This is a genomic window from Paenibacillus brasilensis, assembly GCF_009363115.1.
Classification (GTDB): Bacteria; Bacillota; Bacilli; order Paenibacillales; family Paenibacillaceae; genus Paenibacillus; species Paenibacillus brasilensis.
In genome coordinates this window covers 192,781-206,280 of sequence record NZ_CP045298.1, presented here as the reverse complement: position 1 = coordinate 206,280, position 13,500 = coordinate 192,781, and the positions used below count along the sequence as shown (strand labels likewise).

13 protein-coding genes, 1 tRNA gene and 2 pseudogenes are annotated in these 13,500 nt (G+C 45.9%); 8 read left to right on the top strand and 8 right to left on the bottom strand.

Features of this window, described 5'->3' with window-relative positions; all coding sequences use genetic code 11:
* Positions 1 to 23 precede the first annotated feature (23 nt).
* The 3 genes and pseudogenes from GCU48_RS01045 to GCU48_RS01035 form a co-directional block, all read right to left on the bottom strand.
* Positions 24 to 983, bottom strand: a complete 960-nt coding sequence (locus GCU48_RS01045; protein ID WP_152378757.1) for an AEC family transporter — start codon at positions 981 to 983, stop codon at positions 24 to 26.
* 100 nt (positions 984 to 1,083) lie between these two features.
* Positions 1,084 to 2,802 carry an NAD-dependent malic enzyme gene (locus GCU48_RS01040; RefSeq protein WP_152378756.1) on the bottom strand — a complete coding sequence of 573 codons (1,719 nt, stop codon included), beginning with the start codon at positions 2,800 to 2,802 and terminating at the stop codon, positions 1,084 to 1,086.
* Positions 2,803 to 3,128: 326 nt separating this feature from the next.
* Positions 3,129 to 3,530 (bottom strand): annotated as a pseudogene (locus GCU48_RS01035) (MFS transporter); the annotation flags it as partial.
* Between the two features lie 142 nt (positions 3,531 to 3,672).
* Here GCU48_RS01035 and GCU48_RS27480 point away from each other — a divergent pair.
* Entirely contained in the window at positions 3,673 to 3,807 is a 135-nt protein-coding gene (locus GCU48_RS27480; protein WP_152378755.1) for a class I SAM-dependent methyltransferase, read from the top strand.
* An 86-nt stretch (positions 3,808 to 3,893) separates the two neighbouring features.
* Here GCU48_RS27480 and GCU48_RS01020 read toward each other — a convergent pair.
* A tRNA-Val gene (locus tag GCU48_RS01020) sits at positions 3,894 to 3,965 on the bottom strand.
* Positions 3,966 to 4,104: 139 nt separating this feature from the next.
* Between GCU48_RS01020 and GCU48_RS01015 the strand changes: the two genes are divergently transcribed.
* Together GCU48_RS01015 and GCU48_RS01010 are read left to right on the top strand one after the other, a co-directional pair.
* Entirely contained in the window at positions 4,105 to 4,548 is a 444-nt protein-coding gene (locus GCU48_RS01015; RefSeq protein ID WP_152378754.1) for a GNAT family N-acetyltransferase, read from the top strand.
* A gap of 102 nt (positions 4,549 to 4,650) precedes the next feature.
* A complete protein-coding gene (locus GCU48_RS01010) occupies positions 4,651 to 4,887 on the top strand; it encodes a DUF3892 domain-containing protein (protein WP_025716132.1) in 237 nt (78 codons plus the stop codon).
* 118 nt (positions 4,888 to 5,005) lie between these two features.
* Here GCU48_RS01010 and GCU48_RS01005 read toward each other — a convergent pair whose 3' ends face one another.
* A complete protein-coding gene (locus GCU48_RS01005; protein ID WP_152378753.1) occupies positions 5,006 to 5,767 on the bottom strand; it encodes an MBL fold metallo-hydrolase in 762 nt (253 codons plus the stop codon).
* 201 nt (positions 5,768 to 5,968) lie between these two features.
* On the opposite strand from GCU48_RS01005, the gene GCU48_RS01000 reads away from it, so the two are divergent.
* Positions 5,969 to 6,526 (top strand): copper amine oxidase, encoded by a 558-nt coding sequence (locus GCU48_RS01000; protein WP_152382070.1) that lies wholly within the window; start codon positions 5,969 to 5,971, stop codon positions 6,524 to 6,526.
* Positions 6,527 to 6,605: 79 nt separating this feature from the next.
* Positions 6,606 to 6,911: a DUF1292 domain-containing protein gene (locus GCU48_RS00995; protein ID WP_007431055.1), complete on the top strand. Its 306-nt coding sequence runs from the start codon at positions 6,606 to 6,608 to the stop codon at positions 6,909 to 6,911.
* Between the two features lie 111 nt (positions 6,912 to 7,022).
* Here GCU48_RS00995 and GCU48_RS00990 read toward each other — a convergent pair whose 3' ends face one another.
* On the bottom strand, positions 7,023 to 8,498 hold the full coding sequence (locus GCU48_RS00990) for an aminotransferase class I/II-fold pyridoxal phosphate-dependent enzyme (protein ID WP_152378752.1): 1,476 nt from the start codon (positions 8,496 to 8,498) through the stop codon (positions 7,023 to 7,025).
* A 186-nt stretch (positions 8,499 to 8,684) separates the two neighbouring features.
* Between GCU48_RS00990 and GCU48_RS00985 the strand changes: the two genes are divergently transcribed.
* Positions 8,685 to 9,971, top strand: a complete 1,287-nt coding sequence (locus GCU48_RS00985) for an MFS transporter (protein ID WP_152382069.1) — start codon at positions 8,685 to 8,687, stop codon at positions 9,969 to 9,971.
* Between the two features lie 24 nt (positions 9,972 to 9,995).
* Here the strand turns inward: GCU48_RS00985 and GCU48_RS00980 are convergent, their stop codons facing one another.
* Positions 9,996 to 10,628 (bottom strand): YktB family protein, encoded by a 633-nt coding sequence (locus GCU48_RS00980; protein WP_152378751.1) that lies wholly within the window; start codon positions 10,626 to 10,628, stop codon positions 9,996 to 9,998.
* Between the two features lie 278 nt (positions 10,629 to 10,906).
* Between GCU48_RS00980 and GCU48_RS00970 the strand changes: the two genes are divergently transcribed.
* Positions 10,907 to 11,506 (top strand): hypothetical protein, encoded by a 600-nt coding sequence (locus GCU48_RS00970; RefSeq protein ID WP_025716139.1) that lies wholly within the window; start codon positions 10,907 to 10,909, stop codon positions 11,504 to 11,506.
* A 173-nt stretch (positions 11,507 to 11,679) separates the two neighbouring features.
* Positions 11,680 to 13,086, top strand: coding sequence for an NADP-dependent phosphogluconate dehydrogenase (gene gndA / locus GCU48_RS00965; protein ID WP_152378750.1), 1,407 nt, complete (start codon positions 11,680 to 11,682; stop codon positions 13,084 to 13,086).
* A 169-nt stretch (positions 13,087 to 13,255) separates the two neighbouring features.
* Here the strand turns inward: gndA and GCU48_RS28970 are convergent.
* Positions 13,256 to 13,357, bottom strand: a pseudogene (locus tag GCU48_RS28970) (transposase); the annotation flags it as partial.
* Between the last annotated feature and the right edge of the window lie 143 nt (positions 13,358 to 13,500).

The following is a 13,500-nucleotide window of genomic DNA, read 5'->3' as shown; positions in this document are numbered from 1 at the left end:
TGAGAGCTATAAAGTTCCTGTCATTATACAAGAAGTGAAATGAGCAGCGGGAGTGAAATAAGCGATAATACTGAGCTAATGACAAAAGAAGATGCTGCTTCCGTTTCCAGTGTTTCATAACGGGTAGCGATCATAGCGGCAACTGCCGAGCCGGGAAAAGCGACAAGCAGTACAGCCTTGGTTACATCTTCATGGGATAGTCCTACCAGAACAGCAATACCCAACATAACAACAGGCATCACGATGGCTTTCAGCACAGCGATGCTAAGGGCTTTTGGACTGAATGTAATCTTTTTGATCCCGATGGTTACCCCGATGGCAAACAGAGCTGTACCGGCAGTAATATTGCCGATTTGATCAAACATCGATTGCAGTAACTTTGGAGCTTGAAATCCACATAGAGTAAGCACGACACCGATCAAAGGCACACAGGCAAGTGGTTCACTGAGTCCATGAAGGACTGACTTCATAGTGACTTTAAATAAGTGGCCTTTAGTTTCGTCTGATTCTGTTGTTTTGCGTTGGCCGACCGTTCCCAAAATACTTGCAAGCGGATCGAGAATTGCATTAACGACGATACCGGTAATTGCAATCGGGATAGCGACTGCCGCGCTTCCGAACAAGCTTCCCAGAACCGGAATCCCCATGAATGCAAACGAGGGCTGTGTTGAATTCAATGCGAACATGGAGGATTCAGTCAAGCCTTTTTTGGCGAATAAGCGATATACTACGAGCAATACAATATAAAAACCGATTATACCAAGAAGCAGAGTGACAAGAAAGGGCCACTTTTGAATCAACGTTTCTCTTGGTGTCGTCGTAATACCAATAAACAAGTGTGCAGGTAGAGCAAATTTGGTCACTAATGTATTTAATCCTTTCGAAGAAGCGGGGTTAAACGCCTTAAACAATCCTGCCAAATAACCAATTAAAATGACAAAGAAAATAGGAATTAAGATAATAAAGATATGACCTGTAGCCACAATGTCGCCTCCAATGAAGATGTCCGCCAAAAATGGCGGACATCAGTTAAATAATCACTTTGCTTGTATGCAAGTACAACTTGATGCTGTTCGCTATTCTTTAAACCAAGACGGCTCCCTGACCATATCGTTTGATGGGTTTATAATTGCAGTTCCACATTGCATCCCGAACCGCTTGTGCAATATCATCCGGCTGACGACGTGCTACTCCATCCTGAACTGCAGCCTTGGCTACGGCTACGGCTACAGCTTCAGATACTTCTCGCAGTTCGCTGATTTTTGGAAGCAGGGAAGCTCCTGGCTGTGACAAATCAACCATTTGAGCTACTGCATGGGCAGCAGCGGCAAACATGCTGTCTGTAATGATTTTCGATTTTACTACGATTGCGCCAAGACCAAGACCCGGGAATACGAAAGCATTGTTGGATTGTCCGATTTCAAACTTGGTATTGTTGTAGATTACCGGCTCAAAAGGACTTCCCGTGGCAATAAGTGCTTTTCCTTCAGTCCAGCGGATCAAGTCTTGCGGGGTTGCTTCAGCCAGCGGAGTCGGATTGGACATAGGCATAATAATTGGACGTTCGGTATGCTTGGCCATTTCTTTCACGATTTTCTCACTAAATGCCCCGGCAACACCGGAGGTACCAATCATAATCGTCGGTTTCACACGGCGAACGACCTCCAGCAGAGGGATTTTACCATCTTCAGCATGTTCCCAGTCACGGCATTCATCGGCATCTCGTACATAAGGAACTTGGAACGGGAAAAGCCCCTCCGTTTCATTGGTAAGCAGGCCGCGGTAATCATAAGCCCAGAAGTTGCGTTTGGCTTCGGTTTCAGACAGTCCTTCCAGCATCATGGCTGCACTAATTTGATCTGCATTACCGATACCGGCAGCACCTGGACCAAAGACTAAAACTCGATGCTTGCTCAGCGGGATTCCAGACAATTGAACACCGGACATCACACCTGCGAGTGTAACCGCGCCAGTACCTTGAATATCATCATTGAATGTCAAAATACGGCTTCCATATTTGTTGATAATGTTGCGCGCATTAACATTCCCTAAATCTTCCCAGTGCAACAATGCATTCGGGAAATAAGAGAGCGCAGTTTGAACATACGTGTCAATAAATTGGTCATATTGCTCTCCGCGAACACGTTTATGACGGTTCCCCATATATAGTGGATCTTCCAGCAGTTTTTCGTTGTTTGTACCTGCATCAAGAACAACTGCCAGTACCCGGCTGGGGTCAATTCCCGCAGCGGCTGTATAAACAGCAAGCTTACCGATGGAAATGTTAATTCCCCCGACTCCCCAGTCACCAATACCCAAAATACTTTCGGAATCTGTGGCGACGATGAGATCGATATCATCAGGTTCCAGGTTCAAGTTTTTAAAAGCTTCATTAATTCCTGCGAGATTATCAATAGATAAATACATGCCACCGGGTTTGTGATATTCATGGCTGTATTCCTGTATAGCCTGACCAACCGTTGGCGTATAAACAATTGGAAGCATTTCGCTTAGATGCTCGGAGAGCAAACGATAGTACAGGACGGTATTTCGATTAAACAGATCATTTAACGCAACGTTTTTGCGTAAATTGTCCGGTTGGCTCTGGAATTGCTCATATACCCGTTGAACCTGCTCCTCAATGGTTAATATGGTAGGAGGGAGCAGGCCGTCAAGTCCAAGCTGTTGCCGTTCCTCAAGAGTAAAAGCCACTCCCTTATTCAGCAACGGATTGGCGAGCAGATCTTTTCCTGTTAATTTGGTTTCAATAGATCCGTCTTCAGTAAGATGAAAAGCACGCATTCTGATTCCTTCTTTCTAAAAAATTACATTTCGTTACACCTTGAACATTGCGTGAACAAGTATACGCCTTATTTTAGACCAAGTGAACAAGTATGTTGTGTGAAAAATGGTTATATAAGTGTTTTCATATGAAAAATTATGAAAATAGAAACGTTTTTCTTTGATTTTCATATGAAATATTCATTTAATTTTCATGATATTTTCGGTAAATTTTTATTAAATGTGATTTTTTTCATTGCATTATGACTTAAAATAAAAAAAGCTTTAACTTCAATTTTATATCATTGAAGTTAAAGCTTATGGGTTGAACTGAAAAAAGGGTAGCTTTATTGGACATCAACCTTTAATTCGCCGAGACGACGGGTGGCTTCATCATTAACTGGAGCAGGAGGGCTCATCCAGCTGTTGCGCCATTTCAGCTGCATGATGATGACGAGAGCAAAGGCACAGAAGGTGATCAGACTCAGACAGATAAAGCCCGGCATATAGGAACCTGTTAATTTGTACAGATTGCCGAGAATTAAAGGAAGTAAGTACCCGCCAATACCACCCGCAGCGCCAATAATGCCGGTCATGAGCCCTATTTCGTTTCCAAACCGCTGCGGCACGAGCTGGAATACGGAACCGTTGCCAGCGCCAAGGCACATCATGCCTACAAAAAGCAGCACTACGACCAGGGCAAGCAGCGGTAGAAATGCAATGCCTGCGAGCATGATCCCGGCTACGGCGAGATGCGAATCTGTCAATATCAGCTCTAGGAATGTGTTGTTGAAATTGGGGTTCCAACTTGATCACAAAGATGAAGAATTGCTTTATTGGAAATATCAAATGAAGAAGTAGGAGAGGCTCAAGGGGCCTAGTTCGATTATCATGATCGAGGAACTAACTGGAAATCTGCATCTGCAGAAAGGAATGCGAATGCTGGATTTGGGATGTGGGACCGGACTTACTTCCATCTACAGCACAAAAGTTTGGCGTAACGGTGTTAGAAGGCTAGAGGAATAGAAAAATGGTGCTGATTACGACGCTATTTTTCTATCCAATGATTTCTGAAAAACAAAAAAGCCTTGATCATCAAGGCTTTTGACGTATAGGACGGATGGGGATCGAACCCATGACCCTTACCCTGTCAAGATAATGCTCTCCCGCTGAGCTACCGTCCTGCGGTTACTAGATAATATCATATATTAACCATATATGTAAAGCAAAAAATAAAGACAACTTGTACTTCATCATCATTTATATATATAATTCAAATTTACCGGGATAGTCAATTGAATTAGTCATAGGGGAGAGCAGAGGATGGCCGCAGAAATTGTAAGTGTAACGACAGAGGAACAGCTCCAGCAAGCGATATTTATCCGTACCAAAGTGTTTGTTGAGGAGCAAAAGGTGCCTCTGGAGCTGGAGATTGATCATTATGACAAGCTGGGAGATGACGTCCATCATTTGCTAATTTGTGACGACGGTGAAATGGTGGCTACTGGTCGGCTGACGTATTATGAGGACGATACTGCTAAAATGCAGCGTATTGCCGTGCTTAAGGAGCATCGTGCAGCGGGTTATGGGCGTATATTGCTACTGGCACTGGAAGAGCGCGCGCGTGAGCTGGGTCTAAGATATTCGCTGTTGGATGCCCAATGCCAAGCTGAAAAGTTTTATGAAAAGCTCGGTTATGAGACGGTATCCGATGAACCTTTTGACGATGCCGGAATACCGCACGTACGCATGCGTAAAGAGCTGTAAACGATTCGTACAAGATAATAAGCTTGTGATGCATATTATTCTGTACACCGTGCATGCTAGTAAAAGTTCCTCCACTATACTATGGATAAGGAGCGATGCAGCATGGCTAACACAGAACGTGAACAGATCACAGCAGTACGCAAAAACGGTGATGGCGATCTTACATCTTTTCAGACGTCCACCGGTCGGATTTTGGATTATAATCAGGCATTGAACGAGATTGAAGCAGGCGCGATTGCAGGTGTAAATGTGTTCAAGGCGAAGGATGGAAGCAAACGAATTCGCGGCGATGCCGATGGGGATCCTACCAATAATCTGGATCAGCTGCCGTTGTTCTGACCTTGGTTCCAACACTAAAATTTAAGCCCATACCAAACGCAAGAATATACAGAAGCCGCCAGTTATCCTCTATAGGAAGGCTTGGCGGCTCTTTGTTATTTTCTCGAGTGTATTAGTATTACTGTTTTGCACGTTCCAATTCGGCAAGGTCATACTTGCGTTGTTGCTCCAGAAAGGACATGACTCCAGCCTTTTCCCGGAATTGTTCCATATCATCACTATAATGCATCAGATGAATTCGCTCTTGAAGAGGTGTTGATAAGCTTAGCAGCTCGTCCAGTGTCGTATGGACCTCTCCTGCACCTTGCAGTTGCACCTCATGCAAAATGCTCTGACATCCTCGCTCATACACCAGATGATGAAGCAAATCAGAATCAAAAATCATATCTGCACTATAAAAAAGACGACCATTAATAAATAGGGAGTAGCTGCTTTTACCGGGAATATGCCGCGTAGGGATGAGCTCCACCTCGATACCAGATACTAATGTAGCAGCTTTACCAGGTATTAGTATGTTTACCTCAAAAACATCTTCGAGCTTTTCAATCATGCCTTGCTGCGCCATCCCGCCCTTGAGCGTATGCTCCCATAGTGGATGGATTAATGGCTCAGCGATATAAAGCTTAGGCTTGCGACGATGGAGAATATTCATTTGAAAGCCGAATTCCTCCAGACCTCCGACATGATCCGCGTGAATATGGGTGATTAAAATGGCGTCAATTTCAGGCAAGGGGACGCCCATTTGGTGCAGAGCCAGAGAAGCGGTAGTTCCGCAATCAATTAGCAGTTTGCCTTCTCCGCTATCCAGCAGCGCGTTGTTGTTATAATAATGCTTAGCAAAGGCACTACCTGTACCCAGCATTTGTATCGTCAGACTCATTTTAGGCTCACCCTCCAGGCTATGTGTATAGGACATCTACAGTCGTATTTTATCATCTATACTGTTGGAACTAAAGGATTTGGCTTCCTATGCAAAAACTTTGGACAATTTGTGAAGCACAGCGCAACTTGTGCTGCTGAGCTAGGTATAAATGTACAACAGAAGGTTTTTTAACTGATAACGATGGAGGGATATGTAGTGATGAAATGGAGAAAAGTGATGGCCTTAATGATGGCCTTTTCGATAATGGGAGGGACCGTCATTTCGGCGGAATCCGCTAAGGACCAAGTGCAGCTGATCATTAATGGAGAGGTGTCGAAGGATAGCGCAGTTGTCATTGATGGGAAAACGTACGTGCCAATTCGTGACTTTAACGGACTGGTAAACTTTGATCCTTCTGGCGGAAAAGTTGTTTTCGACCAGCCTAATGTGCATATGTTCCTATTCAAGGGAGATACTGTATTTGGTAACGTGAATAAGGGCAACAAGGTGAAATTCAATGTATTCAGTCAAATTGATACCTTGAAAACGGATATCTCTGGAGTGAAGGTAGCAATCACCGACCCTTCAGGCAATGTAATGGATATTCAGTCCCAGGATATCAAAGGAGCACAAAAGGATAACTTCTGGTTCCGTACCAATGACTTTACGTATGATTTCAAAACAGCAGGGAATTACCGTGTCGGTTTTTACATTAAAGAAAGCAAAGACAGCAGCTACACATTAGTGTCTGAAAAAGTCATTACAGCAATAAATTAGGCATACCCCAAATTGACCTGCATCCTTGATCATGTTACGATACGAGGGAAAATAAAACAATTTGAAGGTAGGTATTTCCATGAGTGATCACAAACATGAACACGGTGAAGCCTGCAACCACGATCATGACCACGAACATGAAGAAATGGTTCTTACGCTAACTGATGAAAATGGTAAAGATGTAGAAATGGTGCTGGTAGAGACCTTTGACGTAGAAGATCACGTTTACGCCCTTCTGCTGGAGCGAGGCAATCCTGAAGCGGATGGCATTATTCTTCGTATGGAAGAAGAAAACGAAGAAATGGTGCTTTACAATATTGAGGACGAAGATGAATGGAAACGTGTAGAAGCTGCATATAGCGAGCTTGTTGCCCAGTACGAATAGAATTGGATTGGATATAGCAGCTGTTAGAATGCACTTCAAGACATTAAAAGCCCCCAAAGCGGGGGCTTTTTTTGTTGACCAAATATTCAAGCAGGGCTTCTCAGGTCAGCATTATGAAATGGCGTCCGTTTCGACGATAACCTTCACCTGATGCACCGTCCGATCCTCAGGCCCTTTAACAGGCAGGCCTACTTCTACATGATCGACAATATAATCAATATTGTCTTGAGAAATCACTTCGCCCGGCAGCAGGATCGGAATACCAGGCGGATATACATAAATAAACTCTGCAATAATACGACCAGCTGATTCCTTGAATGGAACGACTTCCGTATCTCCGTAGAACGCGTCTCTTGGAATGAGAGAGAGCTGCGGGATATCGGGTATTTTTACAACCAGCTCATGCTGCTGACCTGTAGAATAATGCATAGCAGCCAGCTCGCGCAGAGCTTTCAATAAAATTTCAACATCCTCTTTGGTATCCCCTGGGGTCACCAGACAGAGAATATTGTACATATCGCTAAGCTCAACCTCGATATTGTAGTGATCTCTCAGCCAATTTTCCACGTCGTACCCGGTAAGGCCCAAATGGCGGATATGAACCGTAATTTTGGTTGGATCATAATCATAGGTGGCTTCAGTGCCGAGAATTTCACTTCCAAAGCAATACAGACCTTCAATCTTGTTGACCTCTGCACGGCAATATTCAGCCAAATCCAGAGCGCGTTGTGCTATTTCATGGCCGTTAAGTGCCAGGTTGCGTCGGGATGTGTCCAACGAAGCCAGCAGAATATACGAAGTGGATGTCGTAGTCAGCATACTGAAAATAGTTTGAACACGCTGCGGATTAATGTATCCGTTCTTTGTATTCACATTCAGAATCGAGCTTTGTGTCAAGGAACCGCCCAGCTTGTGAACGCTCGTAGCTGACATGTCTGCTCCCGCCTCCATGGCGGACATCGGCAGATCAGCATGAAAATGAATCAGTACCCCGTGAGCCTCATCGACCAGGACCGGCACATTATAGCTGTGAGCGAGATCTACAATTTCCTTCAGATCGGCGCACACACCGTAATATGTCGGGTTGATGACAAGGACGCCCTTGGCGTCAGGATGGCGCTCCAACGCCCGGCGTACGGACTTGGTTGTAACCCCGTGGTGAATACCGAGATCCTCATCACTGACTGGAGATATGAATACCGGTTTTGCACCGGCGAAAATAATGGCAGACATTATGGATTTGTGTATATTTCGGGGTACAATAATTTTATCACCCGGCAAGCAAATGGACATAATCATGGTGATGATGGCTCCACTTGTCCCCTGCACACTGTAATAAGTATAATCAGCTCCGAAGGCTTCTGCTGCAAGTTTTTGAGCTTCTTCGATCACGCCTGATGGCTGATGCAGATCGTCCAATGGAGCGATATTGATCATATCTATGGAAAAGGCATTATCCCCCATAAATTCACGAAATTCCGGGTCTGCTCCCACTCCCTTTTTATGACCTGGGATGTGAAATTGAACCGGGTTGCTCTGAGCATGCTTTTTCAAAGCAGTAAAAAGCGGGGTGTTGCTTTGATTCATTAGTGTTGTCACAACCTTTCATGCAGGATTCGACAATCCTGTGCAATTGATAATAGAACAAAATTGAGTATAGCAGTTTGAAGTAGGAATGCAAGCGGTTAAGGATGCATTTATTTGTGGAAGAGTGCAGTAGTGGGAGAACCTGGACTTGATAATCCAAAAAACGAAGGTGAGGATGTGGGACGGATGAGGCAAATTGGACAGAAAAAAGCTGTATCGCAGCGGTTATGGTCTCCTTTTTTTGCACAATTATGGGTGCTGGTATTTCTGGTCGAATTTATGAAGGGCTCTCTATTGGTGGCCATCCTGCCGGTATATATGGGGGAAACACTCGGGCTGTCGGCGGGCATAATCGGTTTGGCCTTTTCACTTCAATATTTTGGCGACAATGCGTTCCGGGCGCCGGCGGGCTGGATGGCCGAACGGCTCGGCTACCGGGGAACGATGTCGACCGCGCTGTTGTTTACACTTGTGGCGATCATAATGCTAAGCGTGCTGACAGAGCCTGTGTGGCTCGTGGTAGCGTGCCTGCTGCTCGGACTGGGCACCTCTCCACTTTGGCCTTGTGTCATGACCGGAACGACTGAAATGTCCGGACCTAATAACAGCAACGGCGCAGCGATGGGCACACTGGAAATTGCGTCCATGGGCGGGACGGGGCTTGGGCCGCTCGTTATGAACTTTGCTATGGCATATTATGGGCATTCTTACGGAATGGTGTTTCTGATTTTGATAGGGTGCAGCATCGTACTGCTGTTGGTTGCCCTCATGCTGCCTGGATCGAACAAAATAACTGCTGCAAGAGACCCCCGACGAAGCGCTGCAGTGTCTTCCGGTAGGGGCATAAAGCAAAAGCAGCAACTATGGAAAGGAATCAAGGAAACGATCCGCACGCTCAAAACCAAGCTAAACGTCAATCCCCTTATTTATCCGGCTCTGTTCCTGCAGTCGTTTGTTATCGGTCTGATCAGCCCGGTACTGACGCTGTACGCAAGGACGGACCTCGGAGTTTCACCGAACCTGTACAGCGTTCTTTTGATTGCAGGCGGTGGGGTGACTGTACTGGCACTGATTCCGTGTGGTAAGCTGGTTGACCGACTTGGAACCGAGTATTTTCTGCACATTGGTTTTTTGCTTACCGGAATTACGTTGTTTTTCTTCTCAACTGTCCGATCTATTCCGTTGGTGTTCTTAGCCGTCGCGCTTATTGGTTTAGGATATGCTCTCATTTTGCCTGCTTGGAATACGTTTCTAGCCCAACTGATCCCGGAAAGCGAACGAGCGACAGTATGGGGTTTTTTTCTCACGCTCCAAGGCTCGGGTATGGTTATTGGTCCGCTCGTGTCAGGATTCCTATGGGACCGTGCAGGACACACAGCCCCATTTATCATTAGTGGTGTCGTGATGCTGCTTATGTTTGGCTGCCATTTGGCTCTAGCGCGTCATCCGCGTAGAAGAACCGTTCGGGCCTAAACATTGCCTTAAAAGCGAGCGAGGCTACTCTTTCGGAAAAGCCATCCGGTACAGTGGCAGCAATTGCTCAAAGGTGGAGCGTACCGTCTGCAGCAACGCTGCTCCGTCACTGGCGAGAGGGTCATTCCGATCAATACGGACTCCGCACATCACCTCGGCTTTTTTCACCTGCTGCAGCTTGTTAATGATGTTTTGAAACGCTTTAGTGTCCATTTGCTGCTGTTCTGTGCCTTCTGGAGCCATATGATCCATGGACCAGTAAAAATGACCAGGTATGTTAGCGCGCACATCGCTCAGGTTGGCTTCAAGCGCCTGGGCAAACGTGGATTTATTCGGACTTTCATAAATGACTGCGAATATGACGAAGATATGGGAAGCGAACATACCTACCTCGAAATGCGGCAGCGCCTTGTAGCCGCGTTTATTCGCTGCCCACGCCACCCAAGTGTCTATGGGAGGATTGACTTTTCGCCGTGCATGCTTGGCAACGTGAACATGCATAGTTTCGCCACATAAGTCTGTCAGGAACGGGGCTAGCTCCTCGCCAATCGCCTCCAGCTTGGGGCGAACCTGCTGAATTAATACCTCCATGCGAGGCTCCAGCCCCGGTATTTCAAAAACCTCAAAGTCTTTTGCAGTAAATCCACTGAATGTCATTCCGTTTCCTCCTGTATCTGGTTAATCCATATCGTTTGGCGTAATATGTCCGATTATAGCATAATGTCAACCGGCTTGACCGACTTTAGACCGGGCTTGGTACAAGCATATAAGGCGAAAGTAGGATTGTGCGCTGTTACTCATAAAAATAGGTCAAATAACCAAGTACCCTTACATAAAATGAAGTATAAAATAGAGCAAGGGAAGATCAAGCGGGAAAGCCGCAGGCTTGCTGTAGCCGGACTTCTTGAATCGGACTTGAAAAAGGAGGGAATGCCGTGAACAAGGGCTGTGAGGTAGAATATTGTAATCTAGAGCTCCGGTTTAGCCGTCGGCATATCCATAATCTGATCAAGGATTTGATATCGGAAGGGTATTCGCTGTACTGGAGCGAGGATGAGTCGTATCTGGTTTTGTCGGTGAGAACCGGGCGCAAGCTGGTGAAGCTCCGTTTTCAACAATTGCGCACAGGACACTACAAGCTGGCTGGAGATTATGTGATCCGCGATGCCAAGCTGGCCGAGTGGCTGGAGAAGCTGATTGGAAGCACCCGGGGTCATGCCGTTGTCAAACGAGTCAAGGACCATCATATTTTAGTGGAAAATATTTTGTTCGGTGAGGTCATTCGTCTGGTCGAGGTAACTGGCTTTAAGCAGCGTGTCATTTATCAGAAGGGACCGGTGCTGTCAGTACAGGAAATGGAGGATATGTACGCCTCCAATGAAGGTGAAGCCCGGTTGCTGTTGCTCAAAATGGAAGTGGACGATGAATTGGAGAAGTTGTTCATGGCGATAACTGAGGGAGATAAGGCCAAAGCCGGGAAATGCCAAGAGCACCTGCAAACGCTATCCCGCCAACTGCTGATGATGGAAGCGTAGCACATCTGAACACCTCATGAAAATGGGGTGTTTTGCTCTGCAAACAGACAGGGGTTCACTTCTGACACCAAAAACGTTAAAATAGAAGTGCGCGTGTTCCGATTCACATAAAGTGTAATGCGGTAAAGCGGCGATATAGAATAAAAAATATGTTGCAAAGGATGAGGAACCAGATGGCAAAACAGCAGATTGGTGTGATCGGCCTGGCGGTAATGGGTAAGAATTTGGCCCTTAATATTGAGAGCAGAGGCTTCACCGTCTCGGTTTTTAACCGCTCTCCAGAAAAAACGCACGATCTTATCAAAGAAGCAGAAGGTAAAAAACTGACGGGTACTTTCTCCATTGAAGAATTTGTGAACTCACTGGAATCGCCCCGTAAAATTCTGATCATGGTTCAAGCGGGTAAAGCAACAGATGCTACGATTGAACAGCTTGTGCCTCATCTGGACAAGGGCGACATTATTATAGACGGAGGCAATGCCTACTTCCCTGATACACAACGCCGCAGCAAGGAGCTGGAAGAAAAAGGACTTCGCTTTATTGGTACAGGCGTATCCGGTGGTGAAGAAGGTGCCTTGAACGGTCCTGCCATCATGCCGGGTGGACAAGAAAGTGCCTACAAACTGGTAGAGCCGATTCTGACGGCAATCTCTGCTAAAGTGGAGGGCGACCCATGCTGTACATATATCGGTCCTGACGGTGCTGGTCACTACGTAAAAATGGTGCATAACGGTATCGAGTATGGCGACATGCAATTGATTGGTGAGGCTTATCACCTGTTAAAATCAGTCCTCAACGTGAGTGCTGAAGAGTTGCATGAAATCTTTACGGAGTGGAATAAAGGCGAACTGGACAGCTATCTGATTGAAATTACGGCTGACATCTTCTCCAAATATGATCCTGAAACAGGCAAACCAATGGTAGATGTTATTCTGGATGCAGCAGGTCAAAAAGGTACTGGCAAATGGACAAGCCAAAGTGCACTGGATCTGGGTGTACCACTGTCCATGATTACCGAGTCCGTATTCTCCCGCTTCTTGTCTGCCATGAAAGACGAGCGGGTTGCCGCAAGCAAAGTGCTGAGTGGTCCTAATGCTGAATCCTTCAGCGGCGACAAGAAAGAATTTATCGAAAGCGTACGTAAGGCACTGTTTGCAAGTAAAATCGTGTCTTATGCTCAAGGCTTTGCTCAAATGCGTGCAGCTTCCGATGAATATAATTGGGATTTGAAATATGGAAAAATCGCTATGATTTTCCGTGGCGGCTGCATTATCCGTTCACAATTCCTGCAAAACATCAAGGATGCATATGACCGTGATCCTGCCCTGAAAAACCTGTTGCTGGATTCCTACTTCAAAAACGTAGTAGAAAATTATCAAAATGCATGGCGTCAGGTGATTTCTGTAGCTGTATCCCAAGGTATTCCAGTGCCTGGATTCTCCAGCGCGCTTGCATATTATGACAGCTACCGCACTGAACGTTTGCCAGCAAACCTGCTGCAAGCGCAACGTGACTACTTCGGCGCACATACGTTCAAACGTGTGGACAAAGAAGGCGTATTCCATCATCAATGGTTCTAATAAACGGATTAATGGATATATAAGAATAGCACTATAAAATAAAGGGGCTGTCTCAAATGCCCCTGAAAATCGTATCGATGATGAGCATTACCACCGATACGTTCAAACGGGACAACGCAGAGACCTATCCTACGTTGTCCCGTTTGCGTTTTTCCGCTATCGCTGCTTTTTAAAGCAGATTGTGGGCAAGGCAAAGCCACCCGGCCTCCAGGCTTACTTTGGGTAAGCCGCGAAGCAGGAAACGCCGAAATCCCTGGTTTCCTTTCACTTTGGTGCTTTTCGGCTTTCAGTGGACACTCGCTGCAATCTGCACTCGGCAGTGACGGGTTCGAATCTCATAACCGCTTTCGTCATCGTCCGGCTTTCGCGGTGAAATGCAGGATCTGCCCTGCGTCTTCTTGACGTGCTCCAGAT

Coding starts and splice junctions, on each gene's coding strand:
- GCU48_RS01010 (WP_025716132.1), top strand. CDS start 4,651: ATGGCTAACACAGAACGTGAACAGATCACAGCAGTACGCAAAAACGGT.
- GCU48_RS01015 (WP_152378754.1), top strand. CDS start 4,105: ATGGCCGCAGAAATTGTAAGTGTAACGACAGAGGAACAGCTCCAGCAA.
- GCU48_RS01005 (WP_152378753.1), bottom strand. CDS start 5,767: ATGAGTCTGACGATACAAATGCTGGGTACAGGTAGTGCCTTTGCTAAG.
- GCU48_RS00995 (WP_007431055.1), top strand. CDS start 6,606: ATGAGTGATCACAAACATGAACACGGTGAAGCCTGCAACCACGATCAT.
- GCU48_RS01040 (WP_152378756.1), bottom strand. CDS start 2,802: ATGCGTGCTTTTCATCTTACTGAAGACGGATCTATTGAAACCAAATTA.
- GCU48_RS00985 (WP_152382069.1), top strand. CDS start 8,685: ATGAGGCAAATTGGACAGAAAAAAGCTGTATCGCAGCGGTTATGGTCT.
- GCU48_RS00990 (WP_152378752.1), bottom strand. CDS start 8,498: ATGAATCAAAGCAACACCCCGCTTTTTACTGCTTTGAAAAAGCATGCT.
- GCU48_RS00980 (WP_152378751.1), bottom strand. CDS start 10,628: ATGACATTCAGTGGATTTACTGCAAAAGACTTTGAGGTTTTTGAAATA.
- GCU48_RS27480 (WP_152378755.1), top strand. CDS start 3,673: ATGATCGAGGAACTAACTGGAAATCTGCATCTGCAGAAAGGAATGCGA.
- GCU48_RS01000 (WP_152382070.1), top strand. CDS start 5,969: ATGAAATGGAGAAAAGTGATGGCCTTAATGATGGCCTTTTCGATAATG.
- gndA (WP_152378750.1), top strand. CDS start 11,680: ATGGCAAAACAGCAGATTGGTGTGATCGGCCTGGCGGTAATGGGTAAG.